Annotated in this window: 10 protein-coding genes; 9 read left to right on the top strand and 1 reads right to left on the bottom strand. The window is 74.4% G+C overall.

All coding sequences use genetic code 11. The annotated features are described in order from the left end of the window. Positions 1-39: 39 nt before the first annotated feature. The 3 genes from KBX37_RS17900 to KBX37_RS17890 are packed head-to-tail and all read left to right on the top strand — an operon-like array spanning position 40 to position 2500. Entirely contained in the window at positions 40-1044 is a 1005-nt protein-coding gene (locus KBX37_RS17900; protein WP_210777092.1) for a methionine synthase, read from the top strand. Positions 1045-1080: 36 nt separating this feature from the next. Next, positions 1081-1449, top strand: coding sequence for a VOC family protein (locus KBX37_RS17895; protein ID WP_210777091.1), 369 nt, complete (start codon positions 1081-1083; stop codon positions 1447-1449). 37 nt (positions 1450-1486) lie between these two features. Continuing rightward, the gene (locus KBX37_RS17890; RefSeq protein ID WP_210777090.1) at positions 1487-2500 is read left to right on the top strand and encodes an ADP-ribosylglycohydrolase family protein; all 1014 of its coding nucleotides are present in this window, start codon (positions 1487-1489) and stop codon (positions 2498-2500) included. A 93-nt stretch (positions 2501-2593) separates the two neighbouring features. Here KBX37_RS17890 and KBX37_RS17885 read toward each other — a convergent pair whose 3' ends face one another. Then, positions 2594-3097, bottom strand: coding sequence for a type II toxin-antitoxin system PemK/MazF family toxin (locus KBX37_RS17885; protein ID WP_210777089.1), 504 nt, complete (start codon positions 3095-3097; stop codon positions 2594-2596). 175 nt (positions 3098-3272) lie between these two features. Between KBX37_RS17885 and ligA the strand changes: the two genes are divergently transcribed. The 6 genes from ligA to KBX37_RS17855 all read left to right on the top strand — a co-directional run bounded on the left by ligA (position 3273) and on the right by KBX37_RS17855 (position 13965). Continuing rightward, positions 3273-5408 carry an NAD-dependent DNA ligase LigA gene (ligA, locus tag KBX37_RS17880; protein ID WP_210777088.1) on the top strand — a complete coding sequence of 712 codons (2136 nt, stop codon included), beginning with the start codon at positions 3273-3275 and terminating at the stop codon, positions 5406-5408. Positions 5409-5565: 157 nt separating this feature from the next. Continuing rightward, positions 5566-7980, top strand: a complete 2415-nt coding sequence (locus tag KBX37_RS17875; protein WP_210777087.1) for a bifunctional diguanylate cyclase/phosphodiesterase — start codon at positions 5566-5568, stop codon at positions 7978-7980. Between the two features lie 215 nt (positions 7981-8195). Further along, the gene (gatC, locus tag KBX37_RS17870) at positions 8196-8501 is read left to right on the top strand and encodes an Asp-tRNA(Asn)/Glu-tRNA(Gln) amidotransferase subunit GatC (RefSeq protein WP_210777086.1); all 306 of its coding nucleotides are present in this window, start codon (positions 8196-8198) and stop codon (positions 8499-8501) included. Then, positions 8498-9973, top strand: coding sequence for an Asp-tRNA(Asn)/Glu-tRNA(Gln) amidotransferase subunit GatA (gatA, locus tag KBX37_RS17865; RefSeq protein WP_210777085.1), 1476 nt, complete (start codon positions 8498-8500; stop codon positions 9971-9973). Before gatC ends, gatA begins: the two co-directional genes overlap by 4 nt. Before the next feature lie 13 nt (positions 9974-9986). After that, positions 9987-11486 carry an Asp-tRNA(Asn)/Glu-tRNA(Gln) amidotransferase subunit GatB gene (gene gatB / locus KBX37_RS17860; protein WP_210777084.1) on the top strand — a complete coding sequence of 500 codons (1500 nt, stop codon included), beginning with the start codon at positions 9987-9989 and terminating at the stop codon, positions 11484-11486. 121 nt (positions 11487-11607) lie between these two features. Further along, on the top strand, positions 11608-13965 hold the full coding sequence (locus tag KBX37_RS17855; RefSeq protein WP_210777083.1) for a transketolase C-terminal domain-containing protein: 2358 nt from the start codon (positions 11608-11610) through the stop codon (positions 13963-13965). Positions 13966-14011 lie beyond the last annotated feature (46 nt).

Genomic DNA, 14011 nt, shown 5'->3' with positions numbered 1-14011 from the left:
CGCCTCCGGCCGGCCACGCCGAGCGGCTACCCTTCGGCCGTGACTGATCAGCCTTGGCCCTGGCCCGCGGGGGCAGCAACCGGCATCGGTTCGCTGCCCGGCACCGACATCGCCGAAGCGCAGCGGGTCGTCCTCGGCGAGCTGCCCGCCCTGCCCCACCTGCCCGAACTGCCCGCCCGTGGGCCGGGCGCCGACCTCATCGGCCGCACCAGCGGGTTGCTGGTGGAGCTGCCGGTCGAGCTCTACGCGGCCCGCTGGCGGATAGCGCTGCGCCCCGGCCGGGACCTGCGCCGGGCCCGGGACCTGATGGAACGCGACCTCGACCAGCTCGCCGAGCAGGCCGAGGGGTACACCGGGCCGGTGAAGATCCAGGCCGCCGGACCGTTCACCCTGGCGGCCGCGCTGGAGCTGCCGATCGGCGGGCGGCTGCTGCGTGACCCGGGCGCGGTGCGCGACCTGGCCGGTTCCCTGGCCGAGGGGCTGCGGCTGCACGTCGAGGCGGTGGCCCGCCGGCTGCCCAGGGCGTCGGTGCTGCTCCAGCTCGACGAGCCGTCCCTGCCGGCGGTGCTCGCCGGGCGGGTGCCCACCGAGAGCGGCTTCGGCGCCCACCGGCCGGTCGGGTCCGAGGTGGCCCGAGCCCTGCTGCGCACCGTGATCGAGGCGGCCGGAGTGCCGACCGTGGTGCACTGCTGCGCGCCGGACGTGCCGCTGGAGCTGATCCGCTCGACCAGGGCGGTCGCCGTCGCACTGGACCTCGCGCTGGTCACCGACCTGGACCCGCTCGGCGAGGCGATCGACGCCGGGCTCGGGCTGTTCGCCGGCGCCGTGCCCACCCAGCCGCCGTCCGCCGGTCGCGCGCCGACCTCGGCCGAGGTCGCCGACCGGGTAAGCGGGCTCTGGGACCGCCTCGGCTTCCCGCGCCGCCAGCTCGCCGAGCAGGTGGTGGTCACCCCGGCCTGCGGCCTGGCCAACGCCACCCCGGGGTACGCCCGGGCCGTGCTGGCCGCCTGCCGGGACGCCGGCCGGCGCCTGCACGAGGAGTGAGGTTTTCCGTCGTACCCGGCGGGCAGGATGACCGTCATGATTGGACAGCTGCGTTCGACGGTGATCGACTGCCCCGATCCACGGGCCCTGGCCGGCTTCTACGCCGAGCTGCTCGGCCTGCCGCTGGTGGAGGAGGACTCCGACGGCGACGACTGGGTGGTGCTCGGCGGCTCGCCGGGGCACCAGCCGCGGCTCGCCTTCCAGAAGGCGCTCAACCTGCGGGCCCCGGCCTGGCCGGACCCGGAGCGGCCCCAGCAGTTCCACCTCGACGTCACCGTCGACGACATCGAGGCGGCGGAGAAGGCGGCGCTCGCCCTCGGCGCGCGCCGGCTGCCCGGCGTAGGGGACGGCTGGCGGGTCTACGCCGATCCGGCCGGTCACCCGTTCTGCCTCTGCTGGGACTGAGCCGGCGGCGGCCGGCCGGGGGTTGCGGCCGGGCGGCATGATCGCGGGCGTGATCGACTCCTCGCCCCGCCGTGCCTCCGGTTCGCTCTTCGGTCTCGCCTACGGCGACGCCCTCGGCAAGCCGACTGAGTTCCTGACCGTCGCCGAGATCACCCGTCGTTACGGCCCGGGCGGCCCGCGTGCGCTGGTCGGCGATCCGGCGCTGGTCACCGACGACACGCAGATGGCCCTGGCCGTGGCGTGGGCGCTGCACGACGCGTCCGCGTACACCCCGGAGGTGGTCGAGCCGCTGCTGCGGCAGCGTTTCCTCGACTGGGCGGTCAGCCCGGACAACACCCGCGCCCCGGGGATGACCTGCCTGCGGGCCTGCGCCGAGCTGGGCCGTGGGCTGCGCTGGCAGGAGGCGACCGTGGCCGACTCGAAGGGCTGCGGCGCGAACATGCGGGTCACCCCGGTCGGGCTGCTCGACGTCGACCTGGACACCCTCGCCGGGTTGGCCCAGCTCCAGGCCGGTCTCACCCACGGTCATCCGACCGGCCTGGCGGCCAGCGAGCTGACCGCGTACGCGGTGCGGTTGCTGCGCGACGGCGCGGGCCTGGCCGAACTGCCCGACCTGCTCATCGCGCGGGCGGGGGAGCAGCGGCGGGTCTACCGCGCCGACTGGCTCGGCGACCTCTGGCAGCGGTCCGGCGCGACGTCCCCGGAGGAGTTCGTCGCCCGGGGCTGGGACGAGTGCCGGCAGGCGTTGGACCGGCTGGTCGCCGCGCTGGGTCGACCCGACGACGGCGGCGACCCGTGCCGGGACACCGGCGAGGCGTGGATCGCCGAGGAGGCGCTGGCCACCGCCCTGCTCTGCGCGCTGCGCCACCCCGACGACGCGGTCGACGCGGTCGCCCGGGGCGCGACCACCGCCGGCGACTCCGACTCGATCGCCGCCCTGGCCGGCGCCTTCGTCGGCGCCGCCCACGGCATGGCCGCCTGGCCGCTGGACTGGTCCACCCGCATCGAGTACGCCGACCAGCTCACCACCCTCGCCACCCGCTGGGACTGACCCCCGCGGCCACTCCCGTTGATCCTGAGGTTGGCGGCGGTTCGAAGATCGACCACTGCGGCGAACCTCATGATCAGGCGAGTGGGGTGGCGGTCAGGTGGGGAGGTGGGGGAGGGACCGGAGGCGGTGCCAGAGGGACTGGTCGCAGGTGCCGGCGCGGTGGGTGAAGGCGCTGCTCGGGACGTGGACGGACTCGGCCAGGTCGAGCCAGCTGTCGTGGTCGGCGTCGGGGTCCCACTCCCGGGTCGGGATGCGGACGTGGTCGTCGCGGCTGCTCTTGTCCTGACTGGTGATCTTCAGGACGTCGGCGCCCCGGTCGTCGGCGCGGAGCACCAGGCAGGGGCGCACCTTCGAGCCGGTCCCGTCGTGGAACGGGACGTCGGCCCACCAGATCTCGCGCGGCCGGGGCGTACCCGTCGGGGTGCGCGGGCGGGGCGGCGCGGTGGGGCGGGCCCGGTCGCGCGGTGGCGTGCCCCGCTCGGGCCTGGTGCGTTCGCCCGCCGCCGGGCGGCCGCCGCGTCGTCGCCACTCGGTCCAGGCCCAACCGGCGGCCACGGCCAGCACGACCAGCACCGCCCACCACACCCACTCCGGCATTCCCACCCCTGCCTCTCCGACGTCGACGCCGCCGACGTCCGGCGATCGTCGCACGGCCGGCGGGGCGCCGCCCGTCGGGCGCGGCAGGGGTGGCGGGAGATTGTCCCACCGGCCCGATACGGTGCGGAGGTAGCGTGATCACGGGGAGATCCCACTGGTGTCCGGAGGCGGCAGGGTGTCCGAAGAAGCGATCCCTCAGCAGGTCAGCCCCGCGCAGGAGGCGGCGGCCGGCGGCGAGCCGACCCCCGAGGCGCGGGAACGGCACGCCACGCTGAGCCAGGAGCTCACCGAACACCAGTACCGCTACTACGTCCTCGACGCGCCGACCATCTCCGACGCCGAGTTCGACCGGCGGCTGCGCGAGCTGGAGGCGCTGGAGGCGGAGTTCCCAGCGCTGCGCAGCCCCGAGTCGCCCACCCAGCGGGTCGGCGGCACCTTCTCCACCGACTTCACCCCGGTCACCCACGCCGAGCGGATGCTCTCCCTCGACAACGCCTTCGCGGACGAGGAGCTGGCCGCCTGGGCCGAGCGGGTCGAGCGGGACGCCGGCGGCCCGGTGCCCTACCTGTGCGAGCTGAAGGTCGACGGCCTGGCCATCAACCTCACCTACGAGAAGGGCCGGCTGGTCCGGGCCGCCACCCGGGGCGACGGGCGGACCGGCGAGGACGTGACGGCCAACGTCCGCAGCATCCGCGACGTGCCCGGCCGGCTGACCCCGTCCGCCGAGTTCGGCGACCTGCCCGAGCTGCTGGAGGTGCGCGGCGAGATCTACTTCCCGGTGGCCGCCTTCGCCGACCTCAACGCCGGCCTGGTCGAGCAGGGCAAGGCCCCGTTCGCCAACCCGCGCAACGCCGCCGCCGGCAGCCTGCGGCAGAAGGACCCCCGGATCACCGCCTCCCGGCCGTTGCGCCTGGTGGTGCACGGCATCGGCGCCCGCCGCGGTTTCCGGCCCACCGCCCAGTCCGAGTCGTACGCGGCGCTCAAGGCGTGGGGCCTGCCGACCAGCGACCGCTGGCGGGTGGTGCCCGACCTGGCCGGCGTCGCGGACTACATCGCCTACTACGCCGAGCACCGGCACGACGTCGAGCACGAGATCGACGGCGTGGTGGTGAAGGTCGACCCGGTCTCCATCCAGGGCCGGCTCGGCTCGACCAGCCGGGCGCCGCGCTGGGCGATCGCCTTCAAGTACCCGCCGGAGGAGGTGACCACCAAGCTGCTCGACATCGACGTCAACGTCGGGCGCACCGGGCGGGTCACCCCGTTCGCCGTGCTCGAACCGGTGCGGGTGGCCGGCTCCACGGTCGCCCTGGCGACCCTGCACAACGCCCGGGAGGTGGAGCGCAAGGGGGTGCTGATCGGCGACACGGTGGTGCTGCGCAAGGCCGGCGACGTGATCCCGGAGGTGCTCGGCCCGGTGGTCGACCTGCGGCCCGCCGACGCCCGCCCGTTCGTCATGCCCACCACCTGCCCGGCCTGCGGCACCCCGCTGGCGCCGGCCAAGGAGGGCGACGTCGACATCCGCTGCCCCAACAGCCGCAGTTGCCCGGCGCAGCTGCGCGAGCGGGTGTTCCACCTGGCCGGGCGGGGCGCCTTCGACATCGAGGTGCTCGGCTACAAGGGCGCCGCCGCGCTGCTCGACGCCGAGATCATCACCGACGAGGGTGACCTGTTCCAGCTCGACGCCGAGCAGCTCGCCCGCTCGCCGTTCTTCGTCAACAAGGACGGCAGCCTCGGCAGCAACGCCACCAAGCTGCTGGACAACCTCGCCGTCGCCCGCGAGCGCGACCTGTGGCGGGTGCTGGTCGCGCTCTCCATCCGGCACGTCGGCCCCACCGCCGCGCAGGCCCTCGCCCGGCACTTCCGCTCGATCGAGGCGATCGACGCGGCCAGCGAGGAGGAACTCTCCTCGGTGGACGGTGTCGGCCCGACCATCGCCGCCAGCATCAAGGAATGGTTCGCCGTCGACTGGCACCGCGAGGTCGTGCAGAAGTGGGCCCGGGCCGGCGTACGGATGGCCGAGGAGGCGGTCGACGAGGGGCCGCGCCCGCTGGAGGGCCTCACCGTGGTGGTGACCGGCACCCTCGCCGGGTTCAGCCGGGACCAGGCGTCCGAGGCGATCCAGAGCCTCGGCGGCAAGGTCAGCGGCTCGGTCTCCAAGAAGACCGGCTTCGTGGTGGTCGGCGACAACCCCGGTTCGAAGGCCGACAAGGCGGCCAGCCTCAAGGTGCCGGTCCTCGACGAGGACGGTTTCCGGGTGCTGCTCGACCGGGGGCCGGACGCGGCCCGGGAGGTCGCCCGCGTCGAGGGGTGAGCCGACCGGCCGGCGGGGATCTTGGGGTCGTATACCAACTTAATTACGACTACGACCGATTCGTGACTGTCGTCTCGGGGTACGGCCACTCAGGGCGTTTCATTGGGGCACGGTGCGCGACCGGCGCGCGCCGTGGACCGCATGCCCGGGAGGTGCGATGGAGACCGCCGACCCCCGCAACTCCGTCCCGCCCGGGCGGGAGGCGCGGTTCGCCGGCTTCGTCGCCGCGGTGGTCGGGCTGGCGCTGCTGGTCTCCGCCCTGCCGCTGATCGGGCTCCCCGACCGCCTGCCCCGGCTGCCGGCGGCGTTCTGGGCGATGGCGGCGCTCGCCGTCGCCTGTGACGCGCGGCCCTTCGTCCCGCCGGGCCGGCGGCACACCTCGGCCGTCTTCCCGTCCACCTGCTTCACCTTCGCGATCCTGCTCGGCTGGGGGCTGGGCCCGGCCGTGGCGGTGCAGGCCGTCGCGGTCGCCGTCTCCGGCTGGCGGATGCGCCACGCCCTCTGGCGGACCACCTTCAACGCCGCCCAGTACGCCTGCGCGCTCGGCGCCGCGTACCTGGTGCTCCGGCTCGGGCCGGGCGGGCTCTTCGACGGCGGCCGGCTGGGCTGGACGGACGTGACCGCCATCGGCGGCGCCACCCTCACCTGGTTCGCCGTCAACTACGGCCTGGTCAGCGGCGCGCTGCGGCTGCGCTTCGGCGGCCGGTGGTGGCCGAGCGTCCGGCAGGCGCTGCCGTACGAGCTGCTCTCCACCGGTTCGTTGTTGCTGCTCGCCCCGGTGCTGGTCACCGCCGCCCGGGCCAGCGCCGCGCTGATCCCGCTGGTGCTGGTGCCGCTCTTCGCCGTCTACCGGATGTCCCGGCTCTCCACCGAGCAGGAACACCTCGCCGCGCTGGATCCGCTCACCGGCCTGCCCAACCGCAAGGCGCTGCTCGCCGAGGTGGCCGAGCAGGTGCACCTGCACGCCGAGCGGGTCGCCAAGGGCGACCGGGACGCCCACCTGGCCCTGCTCCTGATCGACCTGGACCGGTTCAAGAACGTCAACGACGCGCTCGGCCACGCCGTCGGCGACCGGCTGCTGGTCGAGGTGAGCGCCCGGCTGGTGGACGTCGTCGGCGGCCGGGACATGCTGGCCCGCCTCGGCGGGGACGAGTTCGCGATCGTCGCCGGCCGGCTCGACGGCGTCGACGAGGCCCGCGAGCTGGCCGACCGGGTGGTCGCGGTGCTCACCGAACCGGTGTCGCTGGACGGGCTGCCGCTGGACGTCGGCGCCTCGATCGGCATCGCGCTCTTCCCCGAGCACGGCGAGGACTTCGCGACCCTGATGCGCCACGCCGACGTGGCGATGTACGACGCCAAGCACCGCAACGACACCGTCGCCGTCTACGCCGCCGAGTCGGACCACAACTCGGCCGAGCGCCTGGGACTCCTGGCCGACCTGCGCCGCGTACTCGAGGCGGGGCCGCCCGCCGGGCGGACCGTGCGGGGCGGCGACGGCGCCGCGCTGCCCGCCCGGCTCGCCGCCGGGACGGACGCCGCGGGACCGGACGGCGCCGGGACGAACGGCGCGGGACCGGACGGCGCCGGGACGAACGGCGCGGGCGGGCGGTGGTGGCCCCGGCGCCGGCGGGCGCGAATCGCGGTGGACGGCTCCGACGAACTGCTGAACCAGATCCTGACCGGCGCTGACCCGACCCGCCGCCGCGCCGGGCAGCCCGCCGCCGAGCCCGAGCGGCCCGAGCCGCCGGCCGTTCCCGCCCCGGTGGAACGGGCCGAGGACGCGGCGGCCGACGTCGGTGCCATCACGATGTACTACCAACCGCAGATCGCCATCGCCACCGGCGAGGTCGTCGGGGTGGAGGCGCTGCTGCGCTGGCGGCACCCGCGCCGGGGCATGGTGGACCCGGAGGAGCTGATCCGGGTGGCCGAGCAGAGCGCGGTGATGCGGCTGCTCACCCAGCGGGTGGTCGACGACGTGGTGGAACAGCTGGCCAAGTGGTCGGCGGCCGGCATCCACCTGCGGGCGGCGCTCAACGTCAGCGTCCGCGACCTGCACACCGGCGAGATCGCCGACCGGATCGCCGACCGGCTGGCCGCCTTCGGGGTGGCCCCCGAACGCCTGCAACTGGAGATCACCGAGGGCGCGCTGATGGCCGACCCCCGGCGGGTGCTCACCACCATCTCCCGGCTGCACCGGATCGGGGTGGCCATCTCCCTGGACGACTTCGGCACCGGGTACTCGTCGTTGCAGCACCTGCGCCGGCTGCCGCTGGCCGAGGTGAAGGTGGACCGCTCGTTCGTCCTCGGGATGGCCGACGACGCCGACGACGCCGCCATCGTCCGGTCGATGATCGAGCTGGCCGGCGCGCTCGGCCTGCGGGTGGTCGCCGAGGGCGTGGAGGACGAGCGGACCTGGCGGATGCTGCACGCGGCCGGCTGCGACGTGGCGCAGGGCTGGTTCCACGCCCGGCCGATGCCGGCCGACGAGCTGGTGACCTGGCTGACCCGGTACCGGCCGGTGCACCCGACCGGCGGCCCGGACACCGAGGCGCCGCGCCGCCCGACCCGGTGACTTCGCCCTGGCGGGCCGACCGCCGGGACGGCCGTGGCGGGCCGACCGGCCGAGCCGGCGCAGGCGACGGACCGTCCCGCCGGGCGGGCGCGGGGGGAGTCGGAGGCGTCGGCGTGACCGCATGACAATAGACTCGCTCCGGTCACCGCGCGTCATCTCCGATCGCGCGGCCGGCACACCGCAGACCCAGCAGGACAGCCACGAAGGGGGCACCGATGGCCGCCATCTCCCGCGAGGAGGTCGCGCACCTGGCGCGACTGTCGCGGCTCGCCGTCACCGAGGAGGAGTTGGACGTCTTCGCCGGCCAGCTCGACGTGATCCTCCAGTCGGTGGCCCAGGTCGGCGAGGTCGCCGCGGCGGACATCCCACCGACCTCCCACTCGGTGCCGCTGACCAACGTGCTCCGCGAGGACGTGGTGACGCCGTGCCTGACCCCGGAGGAGGCGCTGTCCGGCGCGCCCGACGTCGACCAGCAGCGGTTCCGCGTCCCGCGGATCCTGGACGAGGATGTGGCCTCATGAGCGACCTGACCAGAATGACCGCGACGGAGATCGCCGGTCTCGTCGCCAGCGGGGAGACCTCCGCCGTCGAAGTGACGCAGGCCCACCTGGGCCGGATCGCCGCCGTCGACGACCGGGTGCACGCCTTCCTGCACGTCGACACCGAGGGCGCGCTGGCCGCCGCCCGCGCGGTCGACCAGCGTCGGGCCGCCGGCGAGGAGCTGGGCCCGCTGGCTGGCGTGCCGGTCGCCGTCAAGGACGTGCTCACCACCAAGGGCGTGCCGACCACCGTCGGGTCGAAGATCCTCGAGGGGTGGCGCCCGCCGTACGACTCGACGATCGTGCAGCGGCTGCGCGACGCCGGCACGGTGATGCTCGGCAAGACCAACATGGACGAGTTCGCGATGGGCTCCTCCACCGAATACTCCGCGTACGGCCCGACCCACAACCCGTGGGACCTGGACCGGATCCCGGGCGGCTCCGGTGGCGGCAGCGCCGCCGCGCTGGCCGCGTACGAGGCGCCGCTGGCGATCGGCTCGGACACCGGCGGCTCGATCCGCCAGCCCGGCGCGGTCACCGGCACCGTCGGCGCGAAGCCCACCTACGGCGGCACCTCCCGGTACGGCCTGGTGGCGTTCTCCTCGTCGCTGGACACCCCCGGCCCGTGTGCCCGTACGGTGCTCGACGCCGCGCTGCTGCACCAGGTGATCGGCGGGCACGACCCACGCGACTCGACCTCCATCCCGGCCCCGGTGCCGGACGTGGTGGCCGCCGCGAAGCTCGGCGCCACCGGCGACCTGACCGGCGTGAAGCTCGGCATCGTCACCGAGTTCACCGGCGAGGGCGCGGAGCCGGGCGTGCTGGCCGCGTTCCGCGAGTCGGTCGACACCCTGGCCAAGCTGGGCGCCGAGATCGTCGAGGTCTCCTGCCCGCACTTCGCGTACGCGCTGCCGGCGTACTACCTGATCGCGCCCAGCGAGTGCTCCTCCAACCTGGCCCGGTTCGACGGCGTCCGGTTCGGCCTGCGGGTCGGCGACGACGGCAACCGGTCGCTGGAGGAGGTCATGTCGCTGACCCGGGAGGCCGGCTTCGGCGCCGAGGTCAAGCGGCGCATCATGATCGGCACGTACGCCCTCTCCTCGGGCTACTACGACGCCTACTACGGGCAGGCGCAGAAGGTCCGCACCCTGATCACCCGGGACTTCACCGCGGCCTTCGAGCGGGTCGACGCGCTGATCTCGCCGACCACCCCGTTCGTGGCGTTCCCGATCGGCGCCCGCACCTCCGACCCGTACCAGATGTACCTGGCGGACCTGTTCACCATCCCGACCAACCTGTACGGCGGCCCGGGCATCTCGGTGCCCTGTGGCCTCTCCGACGGGCTCCCCGTCGGCCTGCAGGTGATGGCCCCGACGATGGCCGACGACCGGATGTACCGGGTCGCCGCCGCGCTGGAGTCCGTGGTCGGCACGTTCACCCCACCGGCGCTGTGAGGCAGGAGCTCAGATGACCACGACACTGCCCGCGTACGACGAGGTCGTCGCGCGCTACGAACCGGTGATCGGCCTGGAGACCCACGTCGAGCTGGGCACGAACACCAAGATGTTCTGCGGCTGCCCGACCGACTTCGGCGGCGAGCCGAACACCCGGGTCTGCCCGGTCTGCCTGGGCCTGCCCGGCTCGCTGCCGGTGGCCAACAAGGCGGCCATCGAGGCGACGATCCGGATCGGCCTGGCGCTGAACTGCTCCATCGCCGAGTGGTGCCGGTTCGCCCGGAAGAACTACTTCTACCCGGACATGCCGAAGGACTTCCAGATCAGCCAGTACGACGAGCCGCTGTGCTTCGACGGCTACCTGGACGTCGAGGTCGGCGGCGAGCTGGTGCGGATCGGCATCGAGCGGGTGCACCTGGAGGAGGACACCGGCAAGACGCTGCACGTCGGCGGCGCCACCGGCCGCATCCACGGCGCGACCGAGTCGCTGGTCGACTACAACCGCGCCGGCATCCCGCTGGTGGAGATCGTCACCAGGCCGGTGCCGGGCACCGGCGCGCTGGCGCCGGAGGTGGCCCGGGCGTACGTCACCGAGCTGCGCGACGTGCTCCGCTCGCTGGGCGTCTCCGACGTGCGGATGGAGGAGGGCTCGCTGCGCTGCGACGTGAACACCTCCCTCAACCTGCCCGGCGAGGAGTGGGGCACCCGCACCGAGACCAAGAACGTCAACTCGCTGCGCTCGGTGGAGCGGGCGGTCCGCTCGGAGATGCTGCGGCAGGCCGCCGTGCTCGACGCCGGCGGGAAGATCACCCAGGAGACCCGGCACTTCCACGAGGACACCGGCGACACCACGCCGGGCCGGTCCAAGGAGACCGCCACCGACTACCGGTACTTCCCGGAGCCGGACCTGGTGCCGCTCGCCCCGGACACCACCTGGGTGGCCGAGCTGAAGGCCGCCCTGCCGGAGCTGCCCCGGCTGCACCGCCGCCGGCTGCAGCAGGAGTGGGGCCTGTCCGACCTGGACATGCAGTCGGTGCTCAACGCCGGCGCGGTCGAGCTGATCGAGGCCACCATCGCCGCCGGCGCGACCCCGGCCGCCGCCCGCAAGTGGTGGCTGGGTGAGCTGTCCCGGCGGGCCAACGAGGCCGGCATCGAGCTGGCCGACGTCGGGGCCACCCCGGCGCAGGTCGCCGAGCTCCAGGGCCTGGTCGACGCCGGCAAGCTCAACGACAAGCTGGCCCGTACCGTCCTGGAGGGCGTGGTGGCCGGCGAGGGCTCGCCGACCGAGATCATGGCCAACCGGAACCTGGAGGTCGTCTCCGACACCGGCGCGCTCACCGCCGCCGTGGACGAGGCCATCGCCGCCAACCCGGAGGTCGCGGACAAGATCCGCAGCGGCAAGGTCGCCGCGGCCGGCGCGCTGGTCGGCGCGGTCATGAAGACCACCCGCGGCCAGGCCGACGCCAAGACCGTCCGTGAGCTGATCCTGGAGCGCCTCGGCGCCCAGGGCTGAGCCCGACCCGTCGAAGGCCGCCGTCGCAACCCGGCGGCGGCCTTCCCGCTTCCCCCCGAGTACGCGCGATCCGCGCCACCCCTCGCGAGGGCGTCAACGGCGACGCCCGGATGGAGTCACCGTGAACGAGCACGACCTCGACGTCCTCGACGAGATCCAGCGGCGGGTGCTCTGGCTCGCCACCCGGATCGTGGACGCGGCCAACCACGACCGGGACACCGGCGACGGGGTGAAGGTCGGCGGCCACCAGGCCTCCAGCGCCTCCCTGGTCACCGCGATGACCGCGCTCTGGTTCGCCCACCTCGACGCCGAGGACCGGGTCGCCGTCAAGCCGCACGCCTCGCCGGTGTTCCACGCCATCCAGTACCTGCTGGGCAACCTGGACCGGTCGTACCTGCCGAAGCTGCGGGCGCGGGGCGGGCTCCAGTCGTACCCGTCGCGCACCAAGGACCCGGACGAGGTGGACTTCTCCACCGGCTCCGTCGGGCTCGGCGCCGCCGCGCCGCTGTTCGCCGCGGTCACCCGCCGCTACGTCGACGCGCACTTCGGGGCGCGTCCGCACTCCCGGTTCGTCGCCCTGATCGGCGACGCCGAGCTGGACGAGGGGAACATCTGGGAGGCCGTCGCCGACCCGGCCACCACCGGGCTGGGCAACGTGATGTGGCTGGTCGACTTCAACCGCCAGTCGCTGGACCGGGTCGTCCCCGGCATCCGGATCAACCAGTGGCGGGGGCAGTTCGAGGCCGCCGGCTGGCATGTCGTGGAGGTCAAGTACGGCCGCAAGCTCGCCGAGGCGTACGCCCGGCCGGGCGGCGCGGCCCTGCGCGACTGGATCGACCTGATGCCCAACGAGCAGTACCAGTCGCTGTTCGGGCTGGCCGGGCCGGCCCTGCGCAAGCAGTTCCTCGACGGCGCGCCGGCCGAGGTGGGCGCCTTCGTCGCGGACATCAGCGACGACGAGCTGGGCCCGCTGGTGACCGACCTGGGCGGGCACGACCTGGAAGCCATGCTCGACGCGTACGCCCAGTGCGACGCGGTCACCGACCGGCCCAGCGTGGTCTTCGCGTACACCGTCAAGGGGTGGGGGCTGCCGATCGCCGGCAACCCGCGCAACCACTCCGCGCTGCTCAGCACCGAGCAGGTCGACGCGTTGCGCGCCGCCAACGGCCTGACCGCCGAGACCGAGTGGGACCGTCTCGACCCGGCGTCGCCGGCCGGCATCCGGGCCGGCGAGCGCCGGGAGGCGCTGTCCCGCGCGCCCCGCGAGCGGTCGCTGGGGGTCACCGTCCCGGAGACCACCCGGGTACGCGCCAACAAGCCCGTCTCCACCCAGGAGGTCTTCGGCCGGGTGCTGGTCGACCTGGCCCGGGATCCCGCCGTCGCGCCGTACCTGGTGACCACCGCGCCGGACGTGGCCACCTCCACCAACCTCGCCGGGTTCATCAACAAGACCGGCGTCTTCGCCCCCACCGAGCAGCGCTCGTGGACCGAGGACCGGATGCTGCGCTGGACGGAGAGCCCCGCCGGCCAGCACATCGAGCTGGGCATCTCGGAGATGAACCTGTTCCTGCTGCTCGGGCAGCTCGGCCTGTCGTGGGACCTGTCGGGGCAGCCGCTGCTGCCGATCGGCACGGTCTACGACCCGTTCGTCCTGCGCGGCCTGGACGCGTTCCTCTACGGCACCTACTCCGGCTCCCGGTTCGTGGTCGCCGGCACCCCGTCGGGCATCACCCTCGCCCCCGAGGGCGGCGCCCACCAGTCGACCATCACCGCCTCCGTCGGCCTGGAACTGCCCGGCGTCACCTTCCTCGAGCCGGCGTACGCGGCCAGCCTGGACTGGCTGCTCTGCGACGCGCTCGGGCAGATCGCCGGCGGGTCGACGCCGGCGGCCACCGCCGCGCCGGCCGAGGACGGGGCCTACTACTTCCGGCTGAGCACCCGGCCGATCGACCAGGCGCCGTTCGAGGCGGCCCGGGCCCGGATCGGGGACGCGGTGCTGCGGCGGCAGGTGGTCGCCGGGGCGTACCGGCTGGTCGACGCGCACCAGGCGTACCCGCAGCTGGCGGACGCCCCGGTGGTCACCCTGGCCGGCTCCGGCGCGGTGCTGCCGGAGGTGCTCGCGGCGGCCGCGGAGCTGGCGGAGGAGGGCATCGCCGCGCACGTGGTGGACGTGACCTCGCTGGACCGGCTCTACCGGGCCTGGCAGCGGACGCTGCGCCAGGGTGTGCGGACCGCGACCGTGCCCAGCGTGCCCGGCGCGCTGCGGGCGGCGTTCGGTGACCGGGCCCCGGTGGTGACCGTGCACGACGCCGCCTCGCACGCGATGGCCTGGCTCGGCTCGGCGCTCGGCGTGCCGGCGGTGCCGCTCGGGGTGGACGAGTTCGGCCAGTCCGGCAGTGTCCGCGAGCTGTACGAGCTGCACGACCTGCTGCCCGGCAGCATCGTCAACGCCGCCCTGGCCGCGCTGTCCCTGCGCTGACCTCCAGCCCACCGCCCGACCGGCGGGCGGCATGTCGTGGTGTCCC

Source organism: Micromonospora sp. U56 (assembly GCF_018070095.1).
In the GTDB taxonomy this organism is placed as follows: Bacteria; Actinomycetota; Actinomycetes; order Mycobacteriales; family Micromonosporaceae; genus Micromonospora; species Micromonospora purpureochromogenes.
This window is presented reverse-complemented; position numbering and strand designations above follow the sequence as displayed.